This is a genomic window from Bradyrhizobium yuanmingense (assembly GCF_029167105.1).
GTDB classification, from domain to species: Bacteria; Pseudomonadota; Alphaproteobacteria; order Rhizobiales; family Xanthobacteraceae; genus Bradyrhizobium; species Bradyrhizobium yuanmingense_A.
In genome coordinates, this window is record NZ_JARFML010000022.1 from 51,020 (window position 1) to 69,469 (window position 18,450).

Sequence of the window (18,450 nt, forward strand, 5' to 3'; positions counted from 1 at the left end):
CGCCCAATCCGGGCGGTCCAAACCGGCCGGCTCAAGACGGTCCCGTAGCTCAACTGGATAGAGTAGCGGATTTCTACTCCGCGGGTTGCAGGTTCGAGTCCTGCCGGGATCGCCAGCGCGTTGCCTCGCCGCCGCTCTTCACGAACGCGTGGGTAACCATATGCCGGCCTTTGAACGGCGCCGATCAGCCCTATCTAAGCGCCGGGTGAGACGCACCCATAGGTTTCTGAATGCAGCAATCCGAATTGACGAGAATGGCGATCGCATCTGCGGTCGCGACCGTTGCGATCTCGTATTTGGCCGTCGATGCGGGCGTGGTGAACACAAACGTGGTCACGAGGCCCATCAAGGTGGTCCAGGCCTCGATCATTGGCGCCGCAATGGGACAACGTCAGCCTGCATTTGCCGTTGAGGACTGGAAGAACGGCCACGACAAGCCGCGCCGCGAATATTGCCTGGCGCTCGACTGATCGACGGGCCCGCCCTCCGGTCTATCCACAGCCTGTCCGCTGATGACCCCGCCACCACCGCGCAATGGCAGCGGTGAGATCCTCCCACACCTCCGTCGGCAGGTCCGGAACAGCCACGCGGACGCTGTACTGGTCCGTCGTCGCGTCGTGAAACCACTCGGTGGCGGCGAAGTCGAAGCCGAAGCTGCCGGCGTGGCGGATGGGAAAGCCCGCGCGGCGCAGTTCGCAGCTCATGTCCTCAGCAGCCTGCCGCGCTGCCGCCTCGTCGAGCGCGCGCCTTCCGCGAAGGGTCACGTACAAGCCGTGGGCGAAGCGAAGCTGAGCCGAGAGCGCCGGAATCTCGGCGGCAAAATATCGCGCCGAGATTCGGCCGTTGCGCAAGATCGCCGCCACGCGCCGCTTCGTCAGCGCCCAATACGCCGCGCTGCCCGCGAAGGGCGGGAAGTGAGCCGGCAATGCCGCGCCGCCGAGCAGCCGCACTGCGTTGCGCGTTTCGGACGCGAGACGTGACCAATCGGCGTCCCCTGCCCGCGGTGGACACTCATGCCCGCGCACGAAGACGGCCGAGCCGAGGCGGCCATATTCCGCTCCGAGCGAATCGAGCTTGTTGTGGCTTCGCACCAGCACCAGCGCAATTCCGTGTCGCCTGGCCCACCGCACGACTCGCCTGATGCGGCCCGACCTGCCGGCGAAGCACGTCGTATCGAAAATCAGGAGGTCGAGGCCCGAGCCCTCACCGCGCAGCACCGCCTCGATGGCGCCGGCAACGGAGCAGGAATCCAGCAGCAGGATCCGCGGCGAGCTCACCCGTGCAAGGGCATCGCCGAGCGGCAGCGGCAAGGGTTCGATCCGCAAATGCGGCATGAAGCTTCGGATCAGCTCCAGCGTCTCGCCATAGGACCCTGGCAGCACCAGGATATCGGCCTGCGCAACGATCCGCGCGGAGGCAAGCAGCACCGCGGAGATCGCCGCCATCCCCGAGGCGGTGTAGATCGCCGTGCTCGTGCAGCCGCCGTCGAGCTCGTAGAATGACGGACCGCGCACCGTGAGATCGGCCCGCTGATAATCGTAACTGAACTCGAACGGCCCGCTGGCGGGGTCGGCCGTGTGCGACCAGGCGGTCTCGGTCGCCTTCCACTCGTGTAGTTCATGCTCCGCCCTGAGCGCCGCAGTGATCTGGAATTTGAACCTGACGACGTCATCGACGGAACGCGGCGGCGCCAAATCGAGCGGGTTTCTCAGGCCGTCGTTCAACAGCTTGAGTTCCCAGTGCTTGCGTTCCAGATAGGCCCGAACGGTCTCCATCGCGCTTCTTGACAGATCCAATCAGGCATCAACGTCCGGAAATCCCAACGGGTCCAAACGTGTCTGCTGCAACGAACAGGCGCCTTCGCAGTTGAAGCCATGCAAGGAGGACAGCATGGCTGACATCAGAGAGCACATGAAAATCATCGGCAAGGACGGCGCACATGTCGGCACCGTCGATCGTCTCGAGGGCAACCGCATCAAGCTGACGCGCAAGGACAGCCCGGAAGGTCACAAGGACCATCATCACTACATCGACACGAAATATGTCGGTGCCGTCGAAGGCGACGTGGTCAAGCTGTCGGTGAATGCCGACGCCGTTCCGAAGACGGAAGCCGCGTGAAACACTGAGCCCCTGCGGGGGCTTTTTGTTTGTTCACGGTCCGACTCCGCTTCGTTCGCGAGCACGAATCGCGACCGCGATTCGATTGCGCGGAGCATTCGTTAACGATGACTTTCTGCGGAAGGTCGCTGCAATTCGATCGGATTTCAGCGCTGCGGATTGATCGGGAACGAATGCGCGATCAACGCGTTGGATAACCGAACAGAGTGGTGCCGACCCGCCAGCCCCGGTCGGCTTTGAAGGACCCTGTGCTTGTCCCCCGAGCACGGGGTTTTTCTCATGCCAGTACTATCCGGCCGCCGGCCCGCGCCCGGCTGGATGCGAGGGGGCTTGCTCATCGCGCAGATCGCGGGCGAGCTCGTGCCATGCCAGGGCCAGCTGAATCAGCCGTTGCCTGTCGGCACCCTCGGCCTCCGCGGCGCGCTTCATTGCGGCCTCGGCCTCGTGTTGCGGATCGTACTCAGTGTACATGAGGCGGACTCTAGCCGGCCATCTGGACGAGCGCGTGGCAATTTCGTCCGTATGATTGCGGGGTAACCCCCGCCAGCCTTCGTGGACCGATCTGTGAACCACGTCACAGCCTGTCCGCTGCATCTCCGCTAAACAATTGTCCAGGCTTCATGGGTGATGTCCGGTCATGACACGCAAAGCAGCAACCGAAGTCATCGTCCCGAGGCAGCGACATCGCGCGGACCTGCTCGGAATCGCCTATCTCGGCACCATCGGCGTCGTCATGGTGGCCTGGATCGCGGGCCTCGTCTGGGCCTCGATTGCGTTCTTCGACTGGCTCGTGTCCTGACGGAGCAAGGCAATTCGCCTGCCCGCCGATCCCGCCTTAGAGCAGGTAGGGCAACGCCTGCGAGAGTTTAATTCCGCCGCAAACGATCATGGCCCAGAGCGCCACGCTGATCTGGATGGCATCCAGCATGTCCCGCATCCCCCGCGAATCATCCCGTCATTTTTCTTTGAAATTGACGTGAGGGGGCGACGAGCACCAGAGCTAATTCAAAGCAACCGCCGGCGTGCAAAACGATGAGGCGGGCCGAAGCCCGCCTCCATGCGCCAATCGGCCTGGAGAACTCAATAGCAGGCGCGGGGATCGGCCTGCACATATTGGCCGTTCGGATAGCGGTAATAGCAGGTGCCCTGCGCCCAGTAATAGCCGGGCTGGGATGCAGCGGTCGCGCCGGCGATTGCGCCTGTCGCGCCGCCGACAACCGCGCCTGCGGCAGCCCCTGTTGCATTGCCTGAGATCAGGCCGCCCAGCAGGCCGCCGACGATCGCGCCGCCGAGCGCGCTGGCGCCCGGATCAGCCGGTGGCGGCGGCGGAGGCGGCGGCGCATAGGCCACCGGAGGCCGGGCGTAGACCACCGGCACGTCGTCGATATAGTCCTCTGAAATGTAGGCGGGCGGGCCGGCCACACGCTGCGGATAATAATACCAGACGCCGCCGACATCCCACCACCAGCCGGAGCGACCGTTGCGGACCTCGTGGCGCCAGCGTCCACCATCCCAGGCGCGATTGCCGCGATAGGTGTGTCCACCCCAATCACGTATGGGAGCAGGACCGCGCGCGACGTGACGCGCGGACGGCGGACCCCCGGCGTTGTGACCGGCATGGGGCTGACCGCCGGGCTGCGCAGGCCGGGTCGCTTGCTGCGGCGGAGGGCCCTTGCGCATGGGCGGATTGGCCTGAGGCGGTGCGCCTGCTGCCGGCCCGGCCGGCGGTTGGACCACCTCTTGCCGGGACCTGGCCTCTTGCGCCTGCGCCGACAGCACGAGCAGCGACGTGGCCGAAACCAAGGGAATGAAGATCTTCATATGTTTGGACGCACTCATGCGTGCTCGCCCCCTGCTCTCTCATGGCCGTGAATCCCGGGCGCGATCAACGAATCGCCACGCGTCGGGCTGATGCCGGCCGAAATCACTGCCCTGCTTGATCGGCTAAGTCCCGTTACAAATGATTAAGATCAGGGCATTTTTTCGGCCCATGGCCATGCTGAAGAGCGCGCCTAGCGAGCCGGCTCGATCACGTTGCAATTGCTTCGCCCGGACATCAGGCAATCCTGCATCTTGCTGGCTGCCGTCAGATCCCGGGCAAGCCACCAGCCGACGCCGAGGATCACGACCGCGATGATCAATCCTGCAAGCGCGCCGCGGCGGTCGCCGCCGGACGGAGGCTTGGGCTGACGGTTCGGTCGAGGATGGGGCTCCTCGCCCGGTTCGGATCTGGACTCTGGCTTCGACATGGCCGCCTGGTCACGCTGGCGCGCTGGCTTTACCACCTCTGCGGCGTCACGTCACATCCCGATCGTCCGGCCCAATTCAGCCCCGGGTCTGCTGGATTGCATCGTTGCGCAAGGTTTCGACCGCCGGAATTGCCTCCTGAACGCGCGGTGCGCAACTCGTGAGCACGAATGCGGTCTGGGTGCATTCCCAATCCGCTCCCAGGAGCGCACTTTCAACCGGCTGCGGACGAGCGAGCAGCAGCGCGGCGCCGGCCACGCCTGCCAGGGCGACGGCAATCGCGAGCGCCTTCAGGCTTGGTCTTGAGATCGTCATGCCCGTGCTCCGTCTCGTACGGGGCGGACGCTAGGCGTCGCCCATGTGCTCCCTTTATGAGGGAGATCACAATTCGGCAGTTTTTCCGGGCTACGAGAGATCGTCGGAGGGCGATTTTTCGTTGACCTGATCAGCTGCGATTATGGGTGGCTTCGCGACGCGTGCCGATGTACACGCTTCTGCGTCGCGTGGCGCCTGCTATGCCCAGCCGACGTACCAACAGGCAGCGATGTAGTATCGAAAGCGAGGAAGACAAGGCTCGTCGATGAGTGGATTCAGGGAACCCGGCTTTGCAGACCGGCAAAAGGCGGCGCAGGATGCCCGCAAAAATCTTTTGAACAAGTTCAAGTCGCAGCCGGGGCCCGATGATCCCGCGGTGGCGGCGAAGCGCGCCGAGCGTGAGGCCCTCGCGGCCAAGCGAGCCGAGGCAAAGGCCGCGCGCGAGGCCGAAAAGGCCGAGCAGAAGCGCCTCGAGGAAGAGGCCAAGGCAGCCGAAGCTGCGCGGATCGCGCGGGAAGCCGAGGAAGCCGCCGAGAGGCAGGCTGCGATCGAGGCCGAGCAGAAGGCCAAGCGCGATGCGCGCTACGCCGCCCGCAAGGCGAAGCGCAAGTAAACCTCGCTGGTCACGTTCAATTGAACTTGAACTGATCCATCATTCCGGAGGCGGCCTCAAATGCCGCCGCCGGAATGCGAGAGGACGCGGCCCGCCCAAGGGCGTTGCGCGATGACGACCCGGGATCAGTTCTTCTTCATCATCCCGTCGTCCTTCTTCATACCGTCCTTCGACATGTGATCCTTCTTCATGCCGTCGTCCTTGGACATGGTGTCCTTCTTCATCATGCCGTCCTTGGACATCGTGTCCTTTTTCATCATGCCATCATCCTTGCCCATCTTGTCCTGAGCAAAGGCGGCCGGCGCAAACGCGAGGCCTAGCGAGAGAGCGGCAGCCGAGACGCCGAGCACGATGCGGGTGCGAATGGTCATGGTTCATCTTCCTTCGTGATGGTGTTTGTCAGCGACGGACGCCGCTATCCTGTCTCGACGGATAGCCGTGTGGGGTTGTTACGCTGACCATCGATAAATTTCTGCGGCCAGCCGCCCTCCTTGATTGGCGAGCCCCATGGATCGGAAGTGCTGCAGCGCAGCACAACCGGCACTTGCCGCGACACTCTGTCTCGAACTATCAGATGAAAGATCATCCGGATGGAGACCGGCTTGGATTGGCCCACGCGGTCGCGACGAACCCAGCTCAAATCAACTCTGCCAAAAACACTCCCAGAAACGCCCAAGGGGATCACACCATGCTCACGCGCCGCCATCTGCTCGCGACCGCCGTCGCGGCACCTGCCATTCTCCGCTTCGGCACCGGCACCGCGCAGGCCGCGACCACGCTGAAGATCTCGCATCAGTTCCCGGGCGGCACCATCGACAAGGGCGATTTCCGCGACCGGCTGTGCCGCATGTTCGCCGCCGAAGTGAACAAGCGCAGCAATGGCGACATTACCGCCGAGATCTATCCGAACTCCTCGCTGATCAAGACCAACGCGCAGTTCTCCGCCATGCGCAAGGGCGCGCTCGATATCAGCCTCTATCCGATGCCCTATGCCGGCGGCGAAGTGCCGGAAACCAATATCGGCCTGATGCCGGGCCTCGTGACCACCTACGACCAGGGCCTGCGCTGGAAGAAGGAACCCGTCGGCAAGGCGCTGACCGACTTCCTCGCCGACAAGGGCATCATCCTGCTCACCTGGGTCTGGCAGGCCGGCGGCGTCGCCAGCCGCTCCAAGCCGATCGTCGCTCCTGAAGACGCCAAGGGCCTCAAGGTGCGCGGCGGCTCGCGCGAGATGGACATGGTGCTGCAGACCGCCGGCGCCTCCGTGTTGTCGGTGCCGTCGAATGAGATCTACGCGGCAATGCAGACCGGCGCCTGCGATGCCGGCATCACCTCCTCGACCAGCCTGATCTCGTTCCGACTGGAAGAGGTCGCGAAGTCGCTGACATCAGGCGCGGGCACGTCCTACTGGTTCATGCTCGAGCCCCTGATGATGTCGAAGGCGATCTTCGACAAGCTGCCGAAGAACCATCAGGACATCCTGCTCGCGGTCGGCACCGAGCTCGAAGCCTTTGGCCGCAAGGGCGCGCAGGACGACGACGTCGATGTCGCCAAGGTCTACGAGAAGGCTGGCGCAAAGGTCTCGGCGCTCGATGCCGCCACCGTCGGAAAATGGCGCGACATCGCCCGCGACACCGCGTGGAAGGACTACAGCGCCAAGACCGCGACCGCCGCAAACCTGCTCAAGCTCGCTATCGACGTCGCGGCATGAGCCACGGTCCGCTTCCGGATCGTGACGATCATGCCAACGCTGCCGCTGGGGCCGGCCCTGCCGCAGCGATCGATCGCGGTCTCGCCATCCTCAACAGCATCATCGTCGTGTTCGCCGCGGTCGCACTGGTCGCGGCCTGTGCGATCTTGAGCTATAGCGTGCTCAGCCGCGCGCTGTACAAGGCCGCGAACTACTGGCAGGACGAAGCCGCCGTGTTCCTGCTGGTCGGCGCGACCTTCATGACGGCCGCCTACGTGCAGCAGCATCGCGGGCACATCGGCATCGAGGCCTTCGTCGGCCTGCTCTCACCATTCGCGAACCAGGTCCGGCTCTGGCTGGTTGATGCCGCCACGTTCCTGTTCTGCGCCTTCTTCACCTGGAAGTCGTGGACACTGGCGCACGAAGCCTATGTCGACGGCCAAGTCTCCAACTCGATGTGGTCGCCGCCGCTCGCCATCCCCTACTCGCTGATGGCGCTCGGGATGAGCCTGCTCTGCCTCCAGATCCTCGTGCAGCTTGCGCTGCCCTTCACCGGAGCCAAGCGGCCATGAGCGTTTTCGGCATCGGCCTCGCCTACGGCATTGTGACGCTGCTGGTGATGTTCTCAGGGATGCCCATTGCGTTCGCGCTCGGCGCGGTCGCGGTGGTGTTCATGGCCATCTTCATGCCCTCGGCCTCGCTCGATACGGTGACGCAGAACGTCTACGAGGAGATGGCCTCGATCACGCTGTTGTCGATCCCGCTTTTCATCCTGAAGGGCGCGGCGATCGGCAAGTCGCGCGCGGGCCAGGATCTCTATTCGGCGCTGCATGCCTGGCTGCATCGCGTGCCCGGCGGGCTCGGCGTCGCCAACGTGTTCGCCTGCGCGCTGTTCGCGGCGATGGCAGGCTCGAGCCCGGCGACCTGCTCGGCGATCGGCTCGGCCGGTATCCCGGAGATGCGCAAGCGCGGCTATTCCGGCGGCTTTGCCGCTGGAATCATCGCCGCTGGCGGCACGCTCGGCATCCTGCTGCCGCCTTCCATCACCATGATTCTGTTCGCGGTCGCCGCCGAAAAGTCGCTGGGGCGGCTATTCCTCGCCGGCATCGGGCCCGGCCTGCTGCTGGTCACGCTGTTCGGCATCTATGCCGTCATCCGCTTCCGCCAGGAATATGCCGCGGCCGAAGCGGCCTACAAGAACGGCGGGCCGGAGGCTGCGATCCTGACTCGCGACGAGTATACGCTGGCCGAGCGCTTCAGCGTGCTGCCGCGCGTGATCCCCTTCGTGCTGCTGCTCACCGGCGTCATGGTCGCGCTCTATGGCGGCTATGCCACGCCGTCGGAAACCGCGGGCCTCGGCGGCCTCCTGGCGCTGGCGTTGATCGCGGCGATCTACAGCGTGTGGCGGCCGAGCGACCTCGCGCCGATCATGAAGTCGACGATCCGGGAATCGACCATGCTGATGATGATCATCGGCATGTCGCTGCTCTATTCCTACGTGATGAGCTATCTGCACATCTCGCAATCGGTCGCCGAATCCATCGTCGCGATGCACCTGCCGCGCTGGGAGCTGCTGTTCGCGATCCTCGTCATGGTCGTGGTGCTCGGCTTCTTCCTGCCGCCGGTCTCGATCATTCTCATGACCGCGCCGATCATCCTGCCGCCGCTCCGCGCCGCCAATTTCGACATCATCTGGTTCGGCGTCGTCATGACCATCGTGATGGAGATGGGGCTGATCCACCCGCCGGTCGGCCTCAACATCTTCGTCATCCGCAACGTCGCGCCCGATATTCCCCTGCGCGAGGTGATCTGGGGCACCCTGCCGTTCGTGCTCTTGATGATGCTTGCAGTGCTGCTGCTGTGCCTCGTGCCGGGCATTTCAACCTGGCTGCCGGACCTCGTGATGGGACCGGACGGGAGCAGGTAGAAGCGATCACCGGCCTGTAGGATGGATTAGCCGAAGGCGTAATCCACCTCTTCTGTCGCTGCGGAGACGAACAGCGGTGGGTTACGCCTTCGGCTACCCCCCCTACGAATTCTCCTTCCGCCGCGACTTCGGCGCGTTCGCTACCACCTGCAGCAGGTCCTTGCGCACGGCCTCGATGTGCCGCTCCAGGAAGCGGCAGGCCTCCTCCACTTTCTGCGCACGACAGAGCGCGATCAGATGGGCGTGCTCCTTTTCGGCAATGCCCATCGCCTTGGTGTTGGAGAGTTGTAGCCGCGTATAGCGGTCGCTGGTCTGCAGCAGCGACAGCACGATCGCGCGCGTGCGCGGCTGCGGGGCGTGGACGTAGAGCGCCATGTGGAAGTCGGCGTTGAGCTGGCCCCATTCACTGACGTTCCTCGCCTTGATCGCCTTCTCGAAGCTCCGGTGGATGTCGTCGAGCCCGTCGAAATCCTGCGTGGTGAAGCGCGGCGCCGACTGCGCCAGCAGCCGCGGCTCCAGGATGCGGCGCAGGTCGAACACGTCGTTGATCTCGTCCAGCGACAGCTCCGAGACGATGGCGCCCTTCTGCGGCACGATGCGCACCAAGCCTTCCGCCTCGAGCTGGAACAGCGCTTCGCGCACCGGGATGCGGCTGACGCCATAGGCTTCGCCCAACGCGTCCTGGCGCAGCTGCGATCCGGCCGGATAGGTGCCGTCGAGGATTGCCTGGCGGAGCTGGTCGACGATCGCAGCCGACAGGGTGCGATGCTTCAGAGGCTGTTTCATCTGATCGTCCGTTGTCCTTCCCGACTCGCGCGGCCGACGCGGTCCCTGTCTTGCATGTCGAGCTGCCCGGCAAAAGCCGGGGCGCCACAAGCAAAGTGCCCAGCAAACACGCGCCCTGCCGCCGAAATGACCGCAAACTCCGTTTGACTCCCAAAATGTATAAATTATACATTCGGCAATCGCACGACAAATCTTCAGGGGGTTGGGGCCTCTTTCATGATCGAGCAGACCATGCCGGCCACGCGCGCACTCAGCCTCCGACGCATGATCGTCCGGATGTCGAGCGCCCTGCTCGCCTGCGAGCGGCTCGCGCTGATGGGCCTGATGTATCTGCTCACCGGACTGATCCTGGTGAATGTCGTCACTCGCTACTCGCATTTCCCGATCTACTGGATCGATGAATCCGCCGTTTATTGCGTGGTGTGGCTGACCTTCATCGGGGCGTCCGCGATGACGCGGCTGCGGCTCGATTTCGCGGTGACCATGCTGACGGAGCGACTTTCCGCTCAGCACCAGAAATTTGCAAAAGTGATTTCGACCGGCCTCGTCGTGACGTTCGGCATCGCGCTGATCGTCACCTGCGTGCTCTGGATGGACCCGATCGGCCTCGCCCGCGCCGGCTTCGACGGGCGCAAGCTCGCCGCCGAGACTTTCAACTTCCTCTACACCGAGCGCACGCAGACGCTGAACTGGCCGACCTGGGTGCTCTATCTGACGCTGCCGATCTTCGCGGTGTCGATGACCGTACATGGTCTCGCCAATCTCCTGGAAGATCTCGAGCTGGTCCCGCGCACCGCGCCGAAGGGCTTCCAGCTCTCAGAGCTCGACGGGGTCAATTGATGATCACGTCAGCAGCCTTCATGGCCTTCATGCTGGTCGGCGTGCCGATCGGCCTCTGTCTCTGCCTCGCCGGCCTCGTCTATATCGCGGCGTCCGGCAATCCCGTGCTGTTCCAGTCCTATCCGCTGCAGCTGTTTGGCGGCGTCGACAGCTACGGCCTGATCGCGATCCCGCTGTTCATCCTGATCGGCGAGATCATGAATGGCGGCGGCATCACGCGGCGCATCGTTGACATGGCGATGGCCTTCGTCGGCTCGCTCAAGGGTGGGCTCGCCTACGTCAACATCCTCGCCAACATGTTCATCTCATCCATCCTGGGATCGGCGACCGCGCAGGTCGCGATCATGGCCCAGATCATGGTCCCCGAGATGGAGAAGAAGGGCTATGACAAGACCTTCGCGGCCGGCCTCACCGCCTATGGCGGCATGCTCGGCCCGATCATCCCGCCCTCGGTGATGTTCGTGGTCTACAGCGTGCTGGCGCAGGTCTCGGTCAGCGACATGCTGATCGCCGGCATCGTTCCGGGCGTCATTCTCACCGTGATGTTCTGCCTCGTCATCGCGCTGATGGGCTACATCTACAACTATCCGCGCGCCGACTACCAGACGCCGCGCCAGCGCGTGATGACGATCCTGCGGACCTCGCCGACGCTGCTGATCCCGATCGTCATCGTCGGCACCATCCTCGGCGGCCTCGCCAACGCCACGGAATCCGCCGCCGTCGGCGCGGTGGCTGCAGCCCTGGTCGGAAAGTTCTGGACCAAGGAATTTGAGTTCTCGCATCTGCCGCAGATGATGCTGCGCAGCGCGATCTATTCGGCGATCGTGTTGTTTCTGGTCGCAGCCGCCGCGGTGTTCTCCTGGGTGCTGATCTTCGGCAAGGTGCCGCAGGAGACCGCCGCCTGGATCCAGACTGTGGCCAAGGATCCCGTCAGCTTCATGCTGATCTGCAACGTCATCCTGCTGCTGATCGGCACGGTGATCGACGGCATTCCCGGCCTGATCATGACGGTGCCGATCCTGCTGCCGGTCGCAACCGAGATCTATCACATCGATCCCCGGCAATTCGGCGTCGTCGTGGTGATCAACCTCGTGCTCGGCCTGTTGTCGCCGCCGGTCGGGCTTTGCTTCTTCGTCGCGGCCGCCGTCACCGGCGCCAAGCCCGGCAGGATGTTCATGGTGACGCTGCCCTTCTTCGTCATCGCCTGCGTCCTCCTGGTGCTGCTCTCGCTCTATCCCTCGCTCTCGCTGATCCTCGTCAAATAGACCCATCCGAAAGGAGCCCGACCATGCCGCTTTCTCGCCGCCGCTTTCTCGCCGCCAGTGCCGCCGCCTCGGTGTTTGCACCATCGCTGGCGCTCGCCCAGGCCAAGGAATTCCGCCTCGGCCTGATCACGCCGAACGGCCATTCCTGGAACAAGGCCGCGCTCAAATTCGGGGACGAGCTCAAGGCCGCCACCAGCGGCCGCCTGACCTTGACCGTCTTCCACGCCGGTCAGCTCGGCAACGAGACCGCGATGATGCAGCAATTGCAGTCCGGCGCGCTCGACATGGGCTTCATCCAGGCCGCCGAGCTCGGCTCGCGTGTGCCGCATATCGCCGCGATCAACGCGCCTTACATCGTGCGCTCGACGCCGGCGGTGGCGAAGTTCGTACGGCATCCGGCGGCGGTGAAGCTGTTCGAGGTGCTGCCGCAGGAGACCGGCACGATCGGGCTCGGCTGGGGCATCACCGGCATGCGCGCGGTGTTCTCCTCCAAGGACCTGAATTCGCTCGCCGACATCAAGGGCATGAAGCTGCGCATCAACCCGACCCCGGTCTATCGCGATTTCTATTCCTCGCTCGGCGCGGCACCGACGCCGATCCCGACGCCGCAAGTATTCGACGCCATGGCCAATGGCCAGGTCGATGGCCTCGAGGCCGATCTCGAATTCTCCTGGAACCAGCGCTTCGACAAGGTGTCGAAGGTGATCCTGCAGATGAACGCCGTCTTCATGCCGATGGCTGCCGTCGTCTCCGGCCGCGTCTGGCAATCGCTGCCCGCGGCCGACCGCGAGCTGATCACCAAGACGATCAAGTCGACGCTGGACGCGCAGATCGACGAGCTCGCTGGCAACGAGCCCACGCTGATCCAGAACTTCAAGAACGCGCCGATCCCGATCCGCCAGGTCGACGCAAAGGACACCGAGGCCGTGATTGCCGAGTTCGACAAGATCTGGCTGCCCAAGGCCCCCGTCCTCGCCGAGCTGCGCAAGGTCGGCGCGACGCTCTGATCCGATTCCCCATCCCTTTCACAAGAGCCGGCGGCTCCAGCCCCCCGCCGGCATATACACCTGGAGTCAAACCATGAGCCGCCGCGTTGCCTGGGAAGGCGTCTTCCCGGCCGTCACCACCCAATTCCACGACGATCTCTCGCTCGACATCGACGCAACCGCCAAGGTGATGGACGGATTGATCCGCGACGGCGTCTCCGGCCTGATCGTCTGCGGCTCGGTCGGCGAGAACACCTCGCTGGAGCGCAAGGAGAAGGTCGCGATCATGGAAGCGGCGAAGTCGGTCGCGAAGGGCCGCGTGCCCGTGCTGTGCGGCATCGCCGAATTCACCACCGCGTTTGCGGTGGAGACCGCGAAGGAAGCTGCCCGCGTCGGCATCGACGGCGTCATGGTGATGCCGGCGCTGGTCTATTCCTCCAAGCCGCACGAGACCGCCGCGCATTTCCGCGCCGTCGCCTCCGCGACTGACCTTCCCGTGATGCTCTACAACAATCCGCCGATCTACAAGAACGACGTTACGCCAGACATCCTCGCCTCGCTCGCCGACGTCGAGACCGTGGTCTGCTTCAAGGATTCCTCCGGCGATACGCGGCGGTTCATCGACACCCGCAACATGGTCGGCGACCGCTTCGTGCTGTTCGCAGGTCTCGACGACGTCATCGTCGAGAGCGTTGCGATGGGCGCCGTCGGCTGGGTCTCCGGTATGTCCAACGCCTTCCCGCGCGAGGGCGAGACGCTGTTCCGCCTCGCCAAGGCGGGACGCTTTGCCGAGGCGATGCCGCTCTACGAATGGTTCATGCCGCTGCTGCACCTCGATGCCCGCCCGGACCTCGTCCAGTGCATCAAGCTGTGCGAGCACATCATGGGCCGCGGCACCGCCCTGACCCGCCCGCCGCGCCTGGCGCTGCTGCCGCAGGAAAAGGCGGAGGTCGAGGCCCTGATGGCCAAGGCGCTCAAGAACCGGCCGCGTTTGCCGGATGTCGGGCTGAAGGCGGCCTGACCGCAGCACTCCCTCCACCGTCATTGCGAGCGAAGCGAAGCAATCCAGAATCTTTCTGCCGCGGCAGGCTGGATTGCTTCGTCGCTCCGCTCCTCGCAATGACAGGGAATTACGAAGCCGCCCGCTTCTTCTTCGCGTTCAGCGCCGACGCCACGCGGCTCACGGGCGGCTTGCCCAGCACGCCGCTCATCGCGTTCGTCGCCGCCAGCAGCTTCTCCATATCGACACCCGTCCTGATCCCCATGCCCTCCAGCATGTAGACGACATCTTCGGTCGCGACGTTCCCCGTCGCGCCCGGCGCATAGGGGCAGCCGCCGAGCCCGCCGGCAGCGGCGTCGATGACGCGGACGCCTTCTTCCAATCCGGCATAGAGGTTGGCGAGCGCCTGGCCGTAAGTGTCGTGGAAATGCATGGCGAGCCTGGCCGGCGGGATGTTGACGGCCACCGCGCGCAGCATCTCTTTTGCCTTGTCAGGCGTGCCGACGCCGATGGTGTCGCCGAGCGAGATCTCATAGCAGCCGAGATCGAACAGCGTGCTCGCAAGATCCGCGACCGCCTTCGGCTTGATCTCGCCATCGAACGGACAGCCCAGCACGCAGGAGATATAGCCGCGCACCTTGACGCCATCGTCCCTGGCGCGCGTCAGCACCGGCTTGAAGCGCTCGATGGACTCCGCAATCGTGCAGTTGATGTTCGCGCGGGAAAACCCCTCGGAGGCCGCCGCGAAGACGGAGACCACTTTGGCGCCCGCGGCACGCGCGGCGTCATAGCCCTTCTCGTTCGGCACCAGCACGTGAAATTCGGCGTCCTTCACATGGGCGACGCCGCGCAGCACGGCGTCCGAGCTTGCCATCTGCGGGATCGCCTTGGGCGAGACGAAGGCGCCGACCTCCACGGTGTCCAGCCCAGCCGCCACGAGCGCCTCGATGAAGGCGATGCGCGCCTCGACGCTGACGGGGGTCTTCTCGTTCTGGAGGCCGTCGCGCGGCCCCATTTCAATGATGCGGACAGGATCGCTCATCTCATTCCCCTGAAGGTTCGACCAGAGCGAGCTCGACACCCTCCTGCACGATGTCCCCGACCTTGCACTTGATGGATTTCAGCACGCCGGCATAGGGCGCGCGCAGCGTCTGCTCCATCTTCATCACTTCCAGCGTGAGGATCGGCGCGCCCTTCTCCAGCTTGGTCCCCTCCTCGGCCAGCACGGCAACCACCGTGCCGGGCAAGGGCGCTGCGATCTTGTCCTCGCCGACATGCTCCTCACTCTCGCCGCCGAACGGATCGACCCAATGCAGGTCGAAGCGGCCGTTGCGCGTGCGCAGGTACAGCTCATGGCCATCGATGACCGCTGCCACCGACGATTTGACTCCGTCGAGCGTCAGATCGAAGCCGCCATCCTTCGCAGCGATCGTGAACGCCAGCTCGCGCTCGCCGATCACCAGCGTCGACGGTCCGCTGCCGTAGTTCAGCGTGATCTTCTGCTCCGGACCATGGCCGACGCGGAAGGCAAAGCTGCGCTGCCGGCGACCGACCGGTTGCCAGCCGAAGGTCTGCCAGGGCGAGTTCGCTTCCGCCTGCGCCGTCTGTCGCTCCACGTTGACGATCGCGGCGACTGCCGCGCAGAGCTCGAGCTCTCCGGGCGCCGGCGCCGCGGCGGTCAGCACGGCCAGCTCGCGCTCAATGAAGCCGGTGTCGATCGCATTCGCCCGCACCTTCGGATGCGTGATCAGCGCCGACAGGAACGGAATGTTTGTGACGATGCCCCGGACGTCGGTCTCTTCCAACCCGCGGTTCAGTCGCTCGATCGCGACGTCCCGCGTCGGCGCCCACGCGATCACCTTGGCGAGCATGGCGTCATAGTATGGCGAGACCGTATCGCCCTCGCGATAGCCGGCGTCGATGCGCAAGCCCCCGGTCTCCGCCGGCAACCGCCAGGTCGAGATCCTGCCGACCGACGGCATGAAGTTTTTGGTCGGGTTCTCGGCATAGACCCGCGCTTCGATCGCATGGCCGTTGAGCCTGATCTCGTCCTGCTTGAGCGGCAGCGCCTCGCCGAAGGCGACGCGCAGCTGCCATTCGACCAGATCAATCCCGGTGATCAGCTCCGTCACGGGATGCTCGACCTGCAGGCGCGTGTTCATCTCGATGAAGAACACGTCCTTGCCGTCGGAGACGAACTCGATGGTGCCGGCACCGACATAGTTCACCGCGCCCGCCGCTTTTCGCGCGGCGGCGCAGACGGTCTCGCGCTGCGCGGCATTGAGCGTCGGCGACGGCGCCTCCTCGATCACCTTCTGGTGCCGGCGCTGCAAGGTACATTCGCGCTCGAACAGCGAGAGCAGATTGCCATGGCTGTCGCCGATGATCTGTACCTCGATATGCCGGGGATTATCGACATACTTCTCGATCAACATGCGGTCGTCGCCAAAGGCGGCCTTGGCCTCGCGCTTGGCGCTGACGATCGCGGGCGCAAGCTCGTCGGCCGAGCGCACGATGCGCATGCCGCGCCCGCCGCCGCCGGCGGAGGCCTTCACCAGGACGGGGAAGCCGATCTTGTCCGCTGCTTTCGAAAGCGTTGCGTCGTCCTGGGCCTCGCCGTGATAGCCGGGCACCAAGGGCACGCCGGCTTTCTCCATCAGCTCTTTCGAGCCGGATTTCGAGCCCATTGCCGTCATCATCCCGGCGGTCGGCCCGACGAAGACGAGGCCGGCGTCATAACAAGCCCGCGCGAACTCGGCATTCTCGGAGAGAAAGCCGTAGCCGGGATGCACGGCCTCGGCGCCGGTCTTGCGCGCAGCCTCGATCAAACGCTCGATATTGAGATAGCTGTCGCGGGCCCGGGCCGGCCCCAGCAGCACGGCTTCGTCCGCGAGCGCGACATGCATCGCATCGCGATCGGCCTCGGAATAGACCGCAACCGTGCGCAGCCCCATGGCGCGCGCGGTGCGGATGACGCGGCAGGCGATCTCGCCGCGATTGGCGATCAGGAGCGTGCGGAAACGCCGGTAGAGTTTTGAGCGGTCCATCGCATCACATCCTGAACAGGCCGAATTTCGTCGGTTCGATCGGCGCATTCGACGCCGCCGAGAGGCCGAGGCCGAGCACGAGACGCGTGTCGGCCGGATCGATCACGCCGTCGTCCCACAGTCGCGCGGTCGCGTAGTACGGGTGGCCCTGGCTCTCATATTGCGCGCGAATGGGCTCGCGGAACTTGTCTTCCTCTTCCCTGGACCAGCTGTCGCCCTTGGCCTCGATATTATCGCGTCGGACCTGGCTCAGCACCATCGAGGCCTGCTCGCCGCCCATCACCGAGATGCGCGCGTTCGGCCACATCCACAGGAACCGCGGCGCGTAGGCGCGGCCGCACATGCCGTAATTGCCGGCGCCGTAGGAGCCGCCGATCACGACGGTGAATTTCGGCACCGAGGCGGTCGCGACCGCCGTCACCAGCTTGGCGCCGTCGCGCGCGATGCCGCCGGCCTCGTATTTCTTGCCGACCATGAAGCCGGTGATGTTCTGCAGGAACACCAGCGGAATGCCACGCTGGCAGCACAGCTCGATGAAATGCGCGCCCTTCAGCGAGCTCTCACTGAACAGGATGCCGTTGTTGGCAATGATGCCGACAGGATAGCCCCAGATATGGGCGAAGCCGCACACCAGCGTCGTGCCATAGAGCTTCTTGAACTCGTCGAACTCCGAGCCGTCGACGAGGCGCGCGATGATGTCGCGCACGTCGAACGGCTTGCGGCTGTCGACCGGCACCACGCCGTAGATTTCCTCCGCCGCAAACAGCGGATCGCGCGGCTTATGCATATTCAGGTTCGGCCGCGCGGAAGGCTTGAGCGTGCCGACGATACGCCGGGCGATGCCGATCGCATGCGCATCGTTCTGGGCATAGTGATCGGTCACGCCGGACTGCCGCGAATGCACGTCGGCGCCGCCGAGCTCCTCCGCGCTGACGATCTCGCCGGTCGCGGCCTTCACCAGCGGCGGGCCGCCGAGGAAGATGGTGCCCTGGTTGCGCACGATGATGCTCTCGTCCGACATCGCCGGCACGTAGGCGCCGCCGGCGGTGCAGGAGCCCATCACGATCGCGATCTGCGGAATGCCCTGCGACGACATCTGCGCCTGGTTGTAGAAGATGCGGCCGAAGTGCCGCTCGTCCGGAAAGATCTCGTCCTGCAGCGGCAGGAAGGCGCCGCCGGAATCCACCATGTAGACGCAAGGCAGATTGTTCTGCCGCGCAATATCCTGCGCGCGCAGATGCTTCTTCACCGTCATCGGGTAGTAAGTGCCGCCCTTGATGGTGGCGTCGTTGGCGACGATCACGCATTCGCGTCCCGAAATGCGGCCCACCCCGGTGATGACGCTCGCCGAATGCACGTCACCGCCATAGAGGCCGTAGGCCGCGAGCGGCGACAGCTCCAGGAACGAGGTGCCGGGATCGACCAACAGGTCGACGCGCTCACGCGCCAACATCTTGCCGCGCGCGGTGTGGCGCTTGCGCGAGGCTTCGCCGCCGCCGCCGGCGACTTGGGCAAGCTTTTCGCGCAAATCGGCGACGAGGCCGCGCATGGCCTCGGAATTGCGCGCAAAATCTGATGACGACGGATCGATGCTGGAATGGAGCGGCATGGTGATT

General features: G+C 64.7%; 21 protein-coding genes and 1 tRNA gene. 12 read left to right on the forward strand and 10 right to left on the reverse strand.

Annotated elements, in window-relative coordinates; all coding sequences use genetic code 11:
- Positions 1-38 precede the first annotated feature (38 nt).
- Both P0R31_RS25925 and P0R31_RS25930 read left to right on the forward strand, forming a co-directional pair.
- Positions 39-115: transfer RNA gene (locus P0R31_RS25925), tRNA-Arg, on the forward strand.
- Positions 116-254: 139 nt separating this feature from the next.
- Complete coding sequence (locus P0R31_RS25930; RefSeq protein WP_271540387.1) at positions 255-470, forward strand: hypothetical protein; 216 nt, start codon at positions 255-257, stop codon at positions 468-470.
- 21 nt (positions 471-491) lie between these two features.
- Here P0R31_RS25930 and P0R31_RS25935 read toward each other — a convergent pair whose 3' ends face one another.
- Positions 492-1,775, reverse strand: a complete 1,284-nt coding sequence (locus P0R31_RS25935; RefSeq protein ID WP_275517162.1) for a hypothetical protein — start codon at positions 1,773-1,775, stop codon at positions 492-494.
- A gap of 115 nt (positions 1,776-1,890) precedes the next feature.
- Between P0R31_RS25935 and P0R31_RS25940 the strand changes: the two genes are divergently transcribed.
- Entirely contained in the window at positions 1,891-2,118 is a 228-nt protein-coding gene (locus P0R31_RS25940; RefSeq protein ID WP_025036201.1) for a DUF2171 domain-containing protein, read from the forward strand.
- A 288-nt stretch (positions 2,119-2,406) separates the two neighbouring features.
- Here P0R31_RS25940 and P0R31_RS25945 read toward each other — a convergent pair whose 3' ends face one another.
- Positions 2,407-2,589, reverse strand: a complete 183-nt coding sequence (locus P0R31_RS25945) for a hypothetical protein (RefSeq protein WP_275517163.1) — start codon at positions 2,587-2,589, stop codon at positions 2,407-2,409.
- 166 nt (positions 2,590-2,755) lie between these two features.
- Between P0R31_RS25945 and P0R31_RS25950 the strand changes: the two genes are divergently transcribed.
- Positions 2,756-2,917: a hypothetical protein gene (locus tag P0R31_RS25950; protein ID WP_035999590.1), complete on the forward strand. Its 162-nt coding sequence runs from the start codon at positions 2,756-2,758 to the stop codon at positions 2,915-2,917.
- Positions 2,918-3,198: 281 nt separating this feature from the next.
- Here P0R31_RS25950 and P0R31_RS25955 read toward each other — a convergent pair whose 3' ends face one another.
- The 3 genes from P0R31_RS25955 to P0R31_RS25965 form a co-directional block, all read right to left on the reverse strand.
- Positions 3,199-3,957, reverse strand: a complete 759-nt coding sequence (locus tag P0R31_RS25955; RefSeq protein WP_275517164.1) for a hypothetical protein — start codon at positions 3,955-3,957, stop codon at positions 3,199-3,201.
- A 173-nt stretch (positions 3,958-4,130) separates the two neighbouring features.
- A complete protein-coding gene (locus tag P0R31_RS25960; protein ID WP_057029336.1) occupies positions 4,131-4,367 on the reverse strand; it encodes a hypothetical protein in 237 nt (78 codons plus the stop codon).
- 76 nt (positions 4,368-4,443) lie between these two features.
- Positions 4,444-4,680 (reverse strand): hypothetical protein, encoded by a 237-nt coding sequence (locus P0R31_RS25965; protein WP_275517166.1) that lies wholly within the window; start codon positions 4,678-4,680, stop codon positions 4,444-4,446.
- Between the two features lie 265 nt (positions 4,681-4,945).
- Here P0R31_RS25965 and P0R31_RS25970 point away from each other — a divergent pair, with 265 nt between their 5' ends.
- Positions 4,946-5,293, forward strand: coding sequence for a DUF6481 family protein (locus tag P0R31_RS25970; protein WP_157284263.1), 348 nt, complete (start codon positions 4,946-4,948; stop codon positions 5,291-5,293).
- Between the two features lie 125 nt (positions 5,294-5,418).
- Here the strand turns inward: P0R31_RS25970 and P0R31_RS25975 are convergent, their stop codons facing one another.
- Positions 5,419-5,664: a pentapeptide MXKDX repeat protein gene (locus tag P0R31_RS25975; RefSeq protein WP_036027965.1), complete on the reverse strand. Its 246-nt coding sequence runs from the start codon at positions 5,662-5,664 to the stop codon at positions 5,419-5,421.
- A 317-nt stretch (positions 5,665-5,981) separates the two neighbouring features.
- On the opposite strand from P0R31_RS25975, the gene dctP reads away from it, so the two are divergent.
- The 3 genes from dctP to P0R31_RS25990 are packed head-to-tail and all read left to right on the forward strand — an operon-like array spanning position 5,982 to position 8,910.
- Positions 5,982-7,004 (forward strand): TRAP transporter substrate-binding protein DctP, encoded by a 1,023-nt coding sequence (gene dctP / locus P0R31_RS25980; RefSeq protein ID WP_275517167.1) that lies wholly within the window; start codon positions 5,982-5,984, stop codon positions 7,002-7,004.
- On the forward strand, positions 7,001-7,555 hold the full coding sequence (locus P0R31_RS25985) for a TRAP transporter small permease (RefSeq protein WP_275517169.1): 555 nt from the start codon (positions 7,001-7,003) through the stop codon (positions 7,553-7,555). The genes dctP and P0R31_RS25985 overlap by 4 nt, the downstream gene beginning before the upstream one ends.
- The gene (locus tag P0R31_RS25990) at positions 7,552-8,910 is read left to right on the forward strand and encodes a TRAP transporter large permease (protein WP_275517171.1); all 1,359 of its coding nucleotides are present in this window, start codon (positions 7,552-7,554) and stop codon (positions 8,908-8,910) included. Before P0R31_RS25985 ends, P0R31_RS25990 begins: the two co-directional genes overlap by 4 nt.
- A gap of 102 nt (positions 8,911-9,012) precedes the next feature.
- On the opposite strand, the gene P0R31_RS25995 is transcribed toward P0R31_RS25990, so the two are convergent.
- Positions 9,013-9,696 carry a GntR family transcriptional regulator gene (locus tag P0R31_RS25995; protein WP_275517172.1) on the reverse strand — a complete coding sequence of 228 codons (684 nt, stop codon included), beginning with the start codon at positions 9,694-9,696 and terminating at the stop codon, positions 9,013-9,015.
- A 231-nt stretch (positions 9,697-9,927) separates the two neighbouring features.
- On the opposite strand from P0R31_RS25995, the gene P0R31_RS26000 reads away from it, so the two are divergent.
- From P0R31_RS26000 to P0R31_RS26015, 4 genes are all read left to right on the forward strand, one after another.
- Positions 9,928-10,536 carry a TRAP transporter small permease gene (locus P0R31_RS26000; protein WP_275517277.1) on the forward strand — a complete coding sequence of 203 codons (609 nt, stop codon included), beginning with the start codon at positions 9,928-9,930 and terminating at the stop codon, positions 10,534-10,536.
- Complete coding sequence (locus P0R31_RS26005; protein ID WP_275517174.1) at positions 10,536-11,801, forward strand: TRAP transporter large permease; 1,266 nt, start codon at positions 10,536-10,538, stop codon at positions 11,799-11,801. Before P0R31_RS26000 ends, P0R31_RS26005 begins: the two co-directional genes overlap by 1 nt.
- A 23-nt stretch (positions 11,802-11,824) precedes the next feature.
- Positions 11,825-12,808: a TRAP transporter substrate-binding protein gene (locus tag P0R31_RS26010; RefSeq protein ID WP_275517175.1), complete on the forward strand. Its 984-nt coding sequence runs from the start codon at positions 11,825-11,827 to the stop codon at positions 12,806-12,808.
- Between the two features lie 73 nt (positions 12,809-12,881).
- Positions 12,882-13,808, forward strand: coding sequence for a dihydrodipicolinate synthase family protein (locus P0R31_RS26015; protein ID WP_036027961.1), 927 nt, complete (start codon positions 12,882-12,884; stop codon positions 13,806-13,808).
- Between the two features lie 109 nt (positions 13,809-13,917).
- On the opposite strand, the gene P0R31_RS26020 is transcribed toward P0R31_RS26015, so the two are convergent.
- From P0R31_RS26020 to P0R31_RS26030, 3 genes are read right to left on the reverse strand one after another with little or no spacing between them, the layout of a single operon-like run.
- On the reverse strand, positions 13,918-14,829 hold the full coding sequence (locus tag P0R31_RS26020; protein WP_275517176.1) for a hydroxymethylglutaryl-CoA lyase: 912 nt from the start codon (positions 14,827-14,829) through the stop codon (positions 13,918-13,920).
- 1 nt (position 14,830) lies between these two features.
- The gene (locus tag P0R31_RS26025) at positions 14,831-16,834 is read right to left on the reverse strand and encodes an acetyl/propionyl/methylcrotonyl-CoA carboxylase subunit alpha (protein ID WP_275517177.1); all 2,004 of its coding nucleotides are present in this window, start codon (positions 16,832-16,834) and stop codon (positions 14,831-14,833) included.
- A gap of 4 nt (positions 16,835-16,838) precedes the next feature.
- Positions 16,839-18,443, reverse strand: a complete 1,605-nt coding sequence (locus P0R31_RS26030) for a carboxyl transferase domain-containing protein (RefSeq protein ID WP_275517178.1) — start codon at positions 18,441-18,443, stop codon at positions 16,839-16,841.
- Positions 18,444-18,450 lie beyond the last annotated feature (7 nt).

Bases quoted from the DNA above. Each gene is read 5' to 3' on its own strand.
- P0R31_RS25930 (WP_271540387.1), top strand. From the start codon at position 255: ATGGCGATCGCATCTGCGGTCGCGACCGTTGCGATCTCGTATTTGGCC.
- P0R31_RS25935 (WP_275517162.1), bottom strand. From the start codon at position 1,775: ATGGAGACCGTTCGGGCCTATCTGGAACGCAAGCACTGGGAACTCAAG.
- P0R31_RS25940 (WP_025036201.1), top strand. From the start codon at position 1,891: ATGGCTGACATCAGAGAGCACATGAAAATCATCGGCAAGGACGGCGCA.
- P0R31_RS25945 (WP_275517163.1), bottom strand. From the start codon at position 2,589: ATGTACACTGAGTACGATCCGCAACACGAGGCCGAGGCCGCAATGAAG.
- P0R31_RS25950 (WP_035999590.1), top strand. From the start codon at position 2,756: ATGACACGCAAAGCAGCAACCGAAGTCATCGTCCCGAGGCAGCGACAT.
- P0R31_RS25955 (WP_275517164.1), bottom strand. From the start codon at position 3,957: ATGAGTGCGTCCAAACATATGAAGATCTTCATTCCCTTGGTTTCGGCC.
- P0R31_RS25960 (WP_057029336.1), bottom strand. From the start codon at position 4,367: ATGTCGAAGCCAGAGTCCAGATCCGAACCGGGCGAGGAGCCCCATCCT.
- P0R31_RS25965 (WP_275517166.1), bottom strand. From the start codon at position 4,680: ATGACGATCTCAAGACCAAGCCTGAAGGCGCTCGCGATTGCCGTCGCC.
- P0R31_RS25970 (WP_157284263.1), top strand. From the start codon at position 4,946: ATGAGTGGATTCAGGGAACCCGGCTTTGCAGACCGGCAAAAGGCGGCG.
- P0R31_RS25975 (WP_036027965.1), bottom strand. From the start codon at position 5,664: ATGACCATTCGCACCCGCATCGTGCTCGGCGTCTCGGCTGCCGCTCTC.
- dctP (WP_275517167.1), top strand. From the start codon at position 5,982: ATGCTCACGCGCCGCCATCTGCTCGCGACCGCCGTCGCGGCACCTGCC.
- P0R31_RS25985 (WP_275517169.1), top strand. From the start codon at position 7,001: ATGAGCCACGGTCCGCTTCCGGATCGTGACGATCATGCCAACGCTGCC.
- P0R31_RS25990 (WP_275517171.1), top strand. From the start codon at position 7,552: ATGAGCGTTTTCGGCATCGGCCTCGCCTACGGCATTGTGACGCTGCTG.
- P0R31_RS25995 (WP_275517172.1), bottom strand. From the start codon at position 9,696: ATGAAACAGCCTCTGAAGCATCGCACCCTGTCGGCTGCGATCGTCGAC.
- P0R31_RS26000 (WP_275517277.1), top strand. From the start codon at position 9,928: ATGCCGGCCACGCGCGCACTCAGCCTCCGACGCATGATCGTCCGGATG.
- P0R31_RS26005 (WP_275517174.1), top strand. From the start codon at position 10,536: ATGATCACGTCAGCAGCCTTCATGGCCTTCATGCTGGTCGGCGTGCCG.
- P0R31_RS26010 (WP_275517175.1), top strand. From the start codon at position 11,825: ATGCCGCTTTCTCGCCGCCGCTTTCTCGCCGCCAGTGCCGCCGCCTCG.
- P0R31_RS26015 (WP_036027961.1), top strand. From the start codon at position 12,882: ATGAGCCGCCGCGTTGCCTGGGAAGGCGTCTTCCCGGCCGTCACCACC.
- P0R31_RS26020 (WP_275517176.1), bottom strand. From the start codon at position 14,829: ATGAGCGATCCTGTCCGCATCATTGAAATGGGGCCGCGCGACGGCCTC.
- P0R31_RS26025 (WP_275517177.1), bottom strand. From the start codon at position 16,834: ATGGACCGCTCAAAACTCTACCGGCGTTTCCGCACGCTCCTGATCGCC.
- P0R31_RS26030 (WP_275517178.1), bottom strand. From the start codon at position 18,443: ATGCCGCTCCATTCCAGCATCGATCCGTCGTCATCAGATTTTGCGCGC.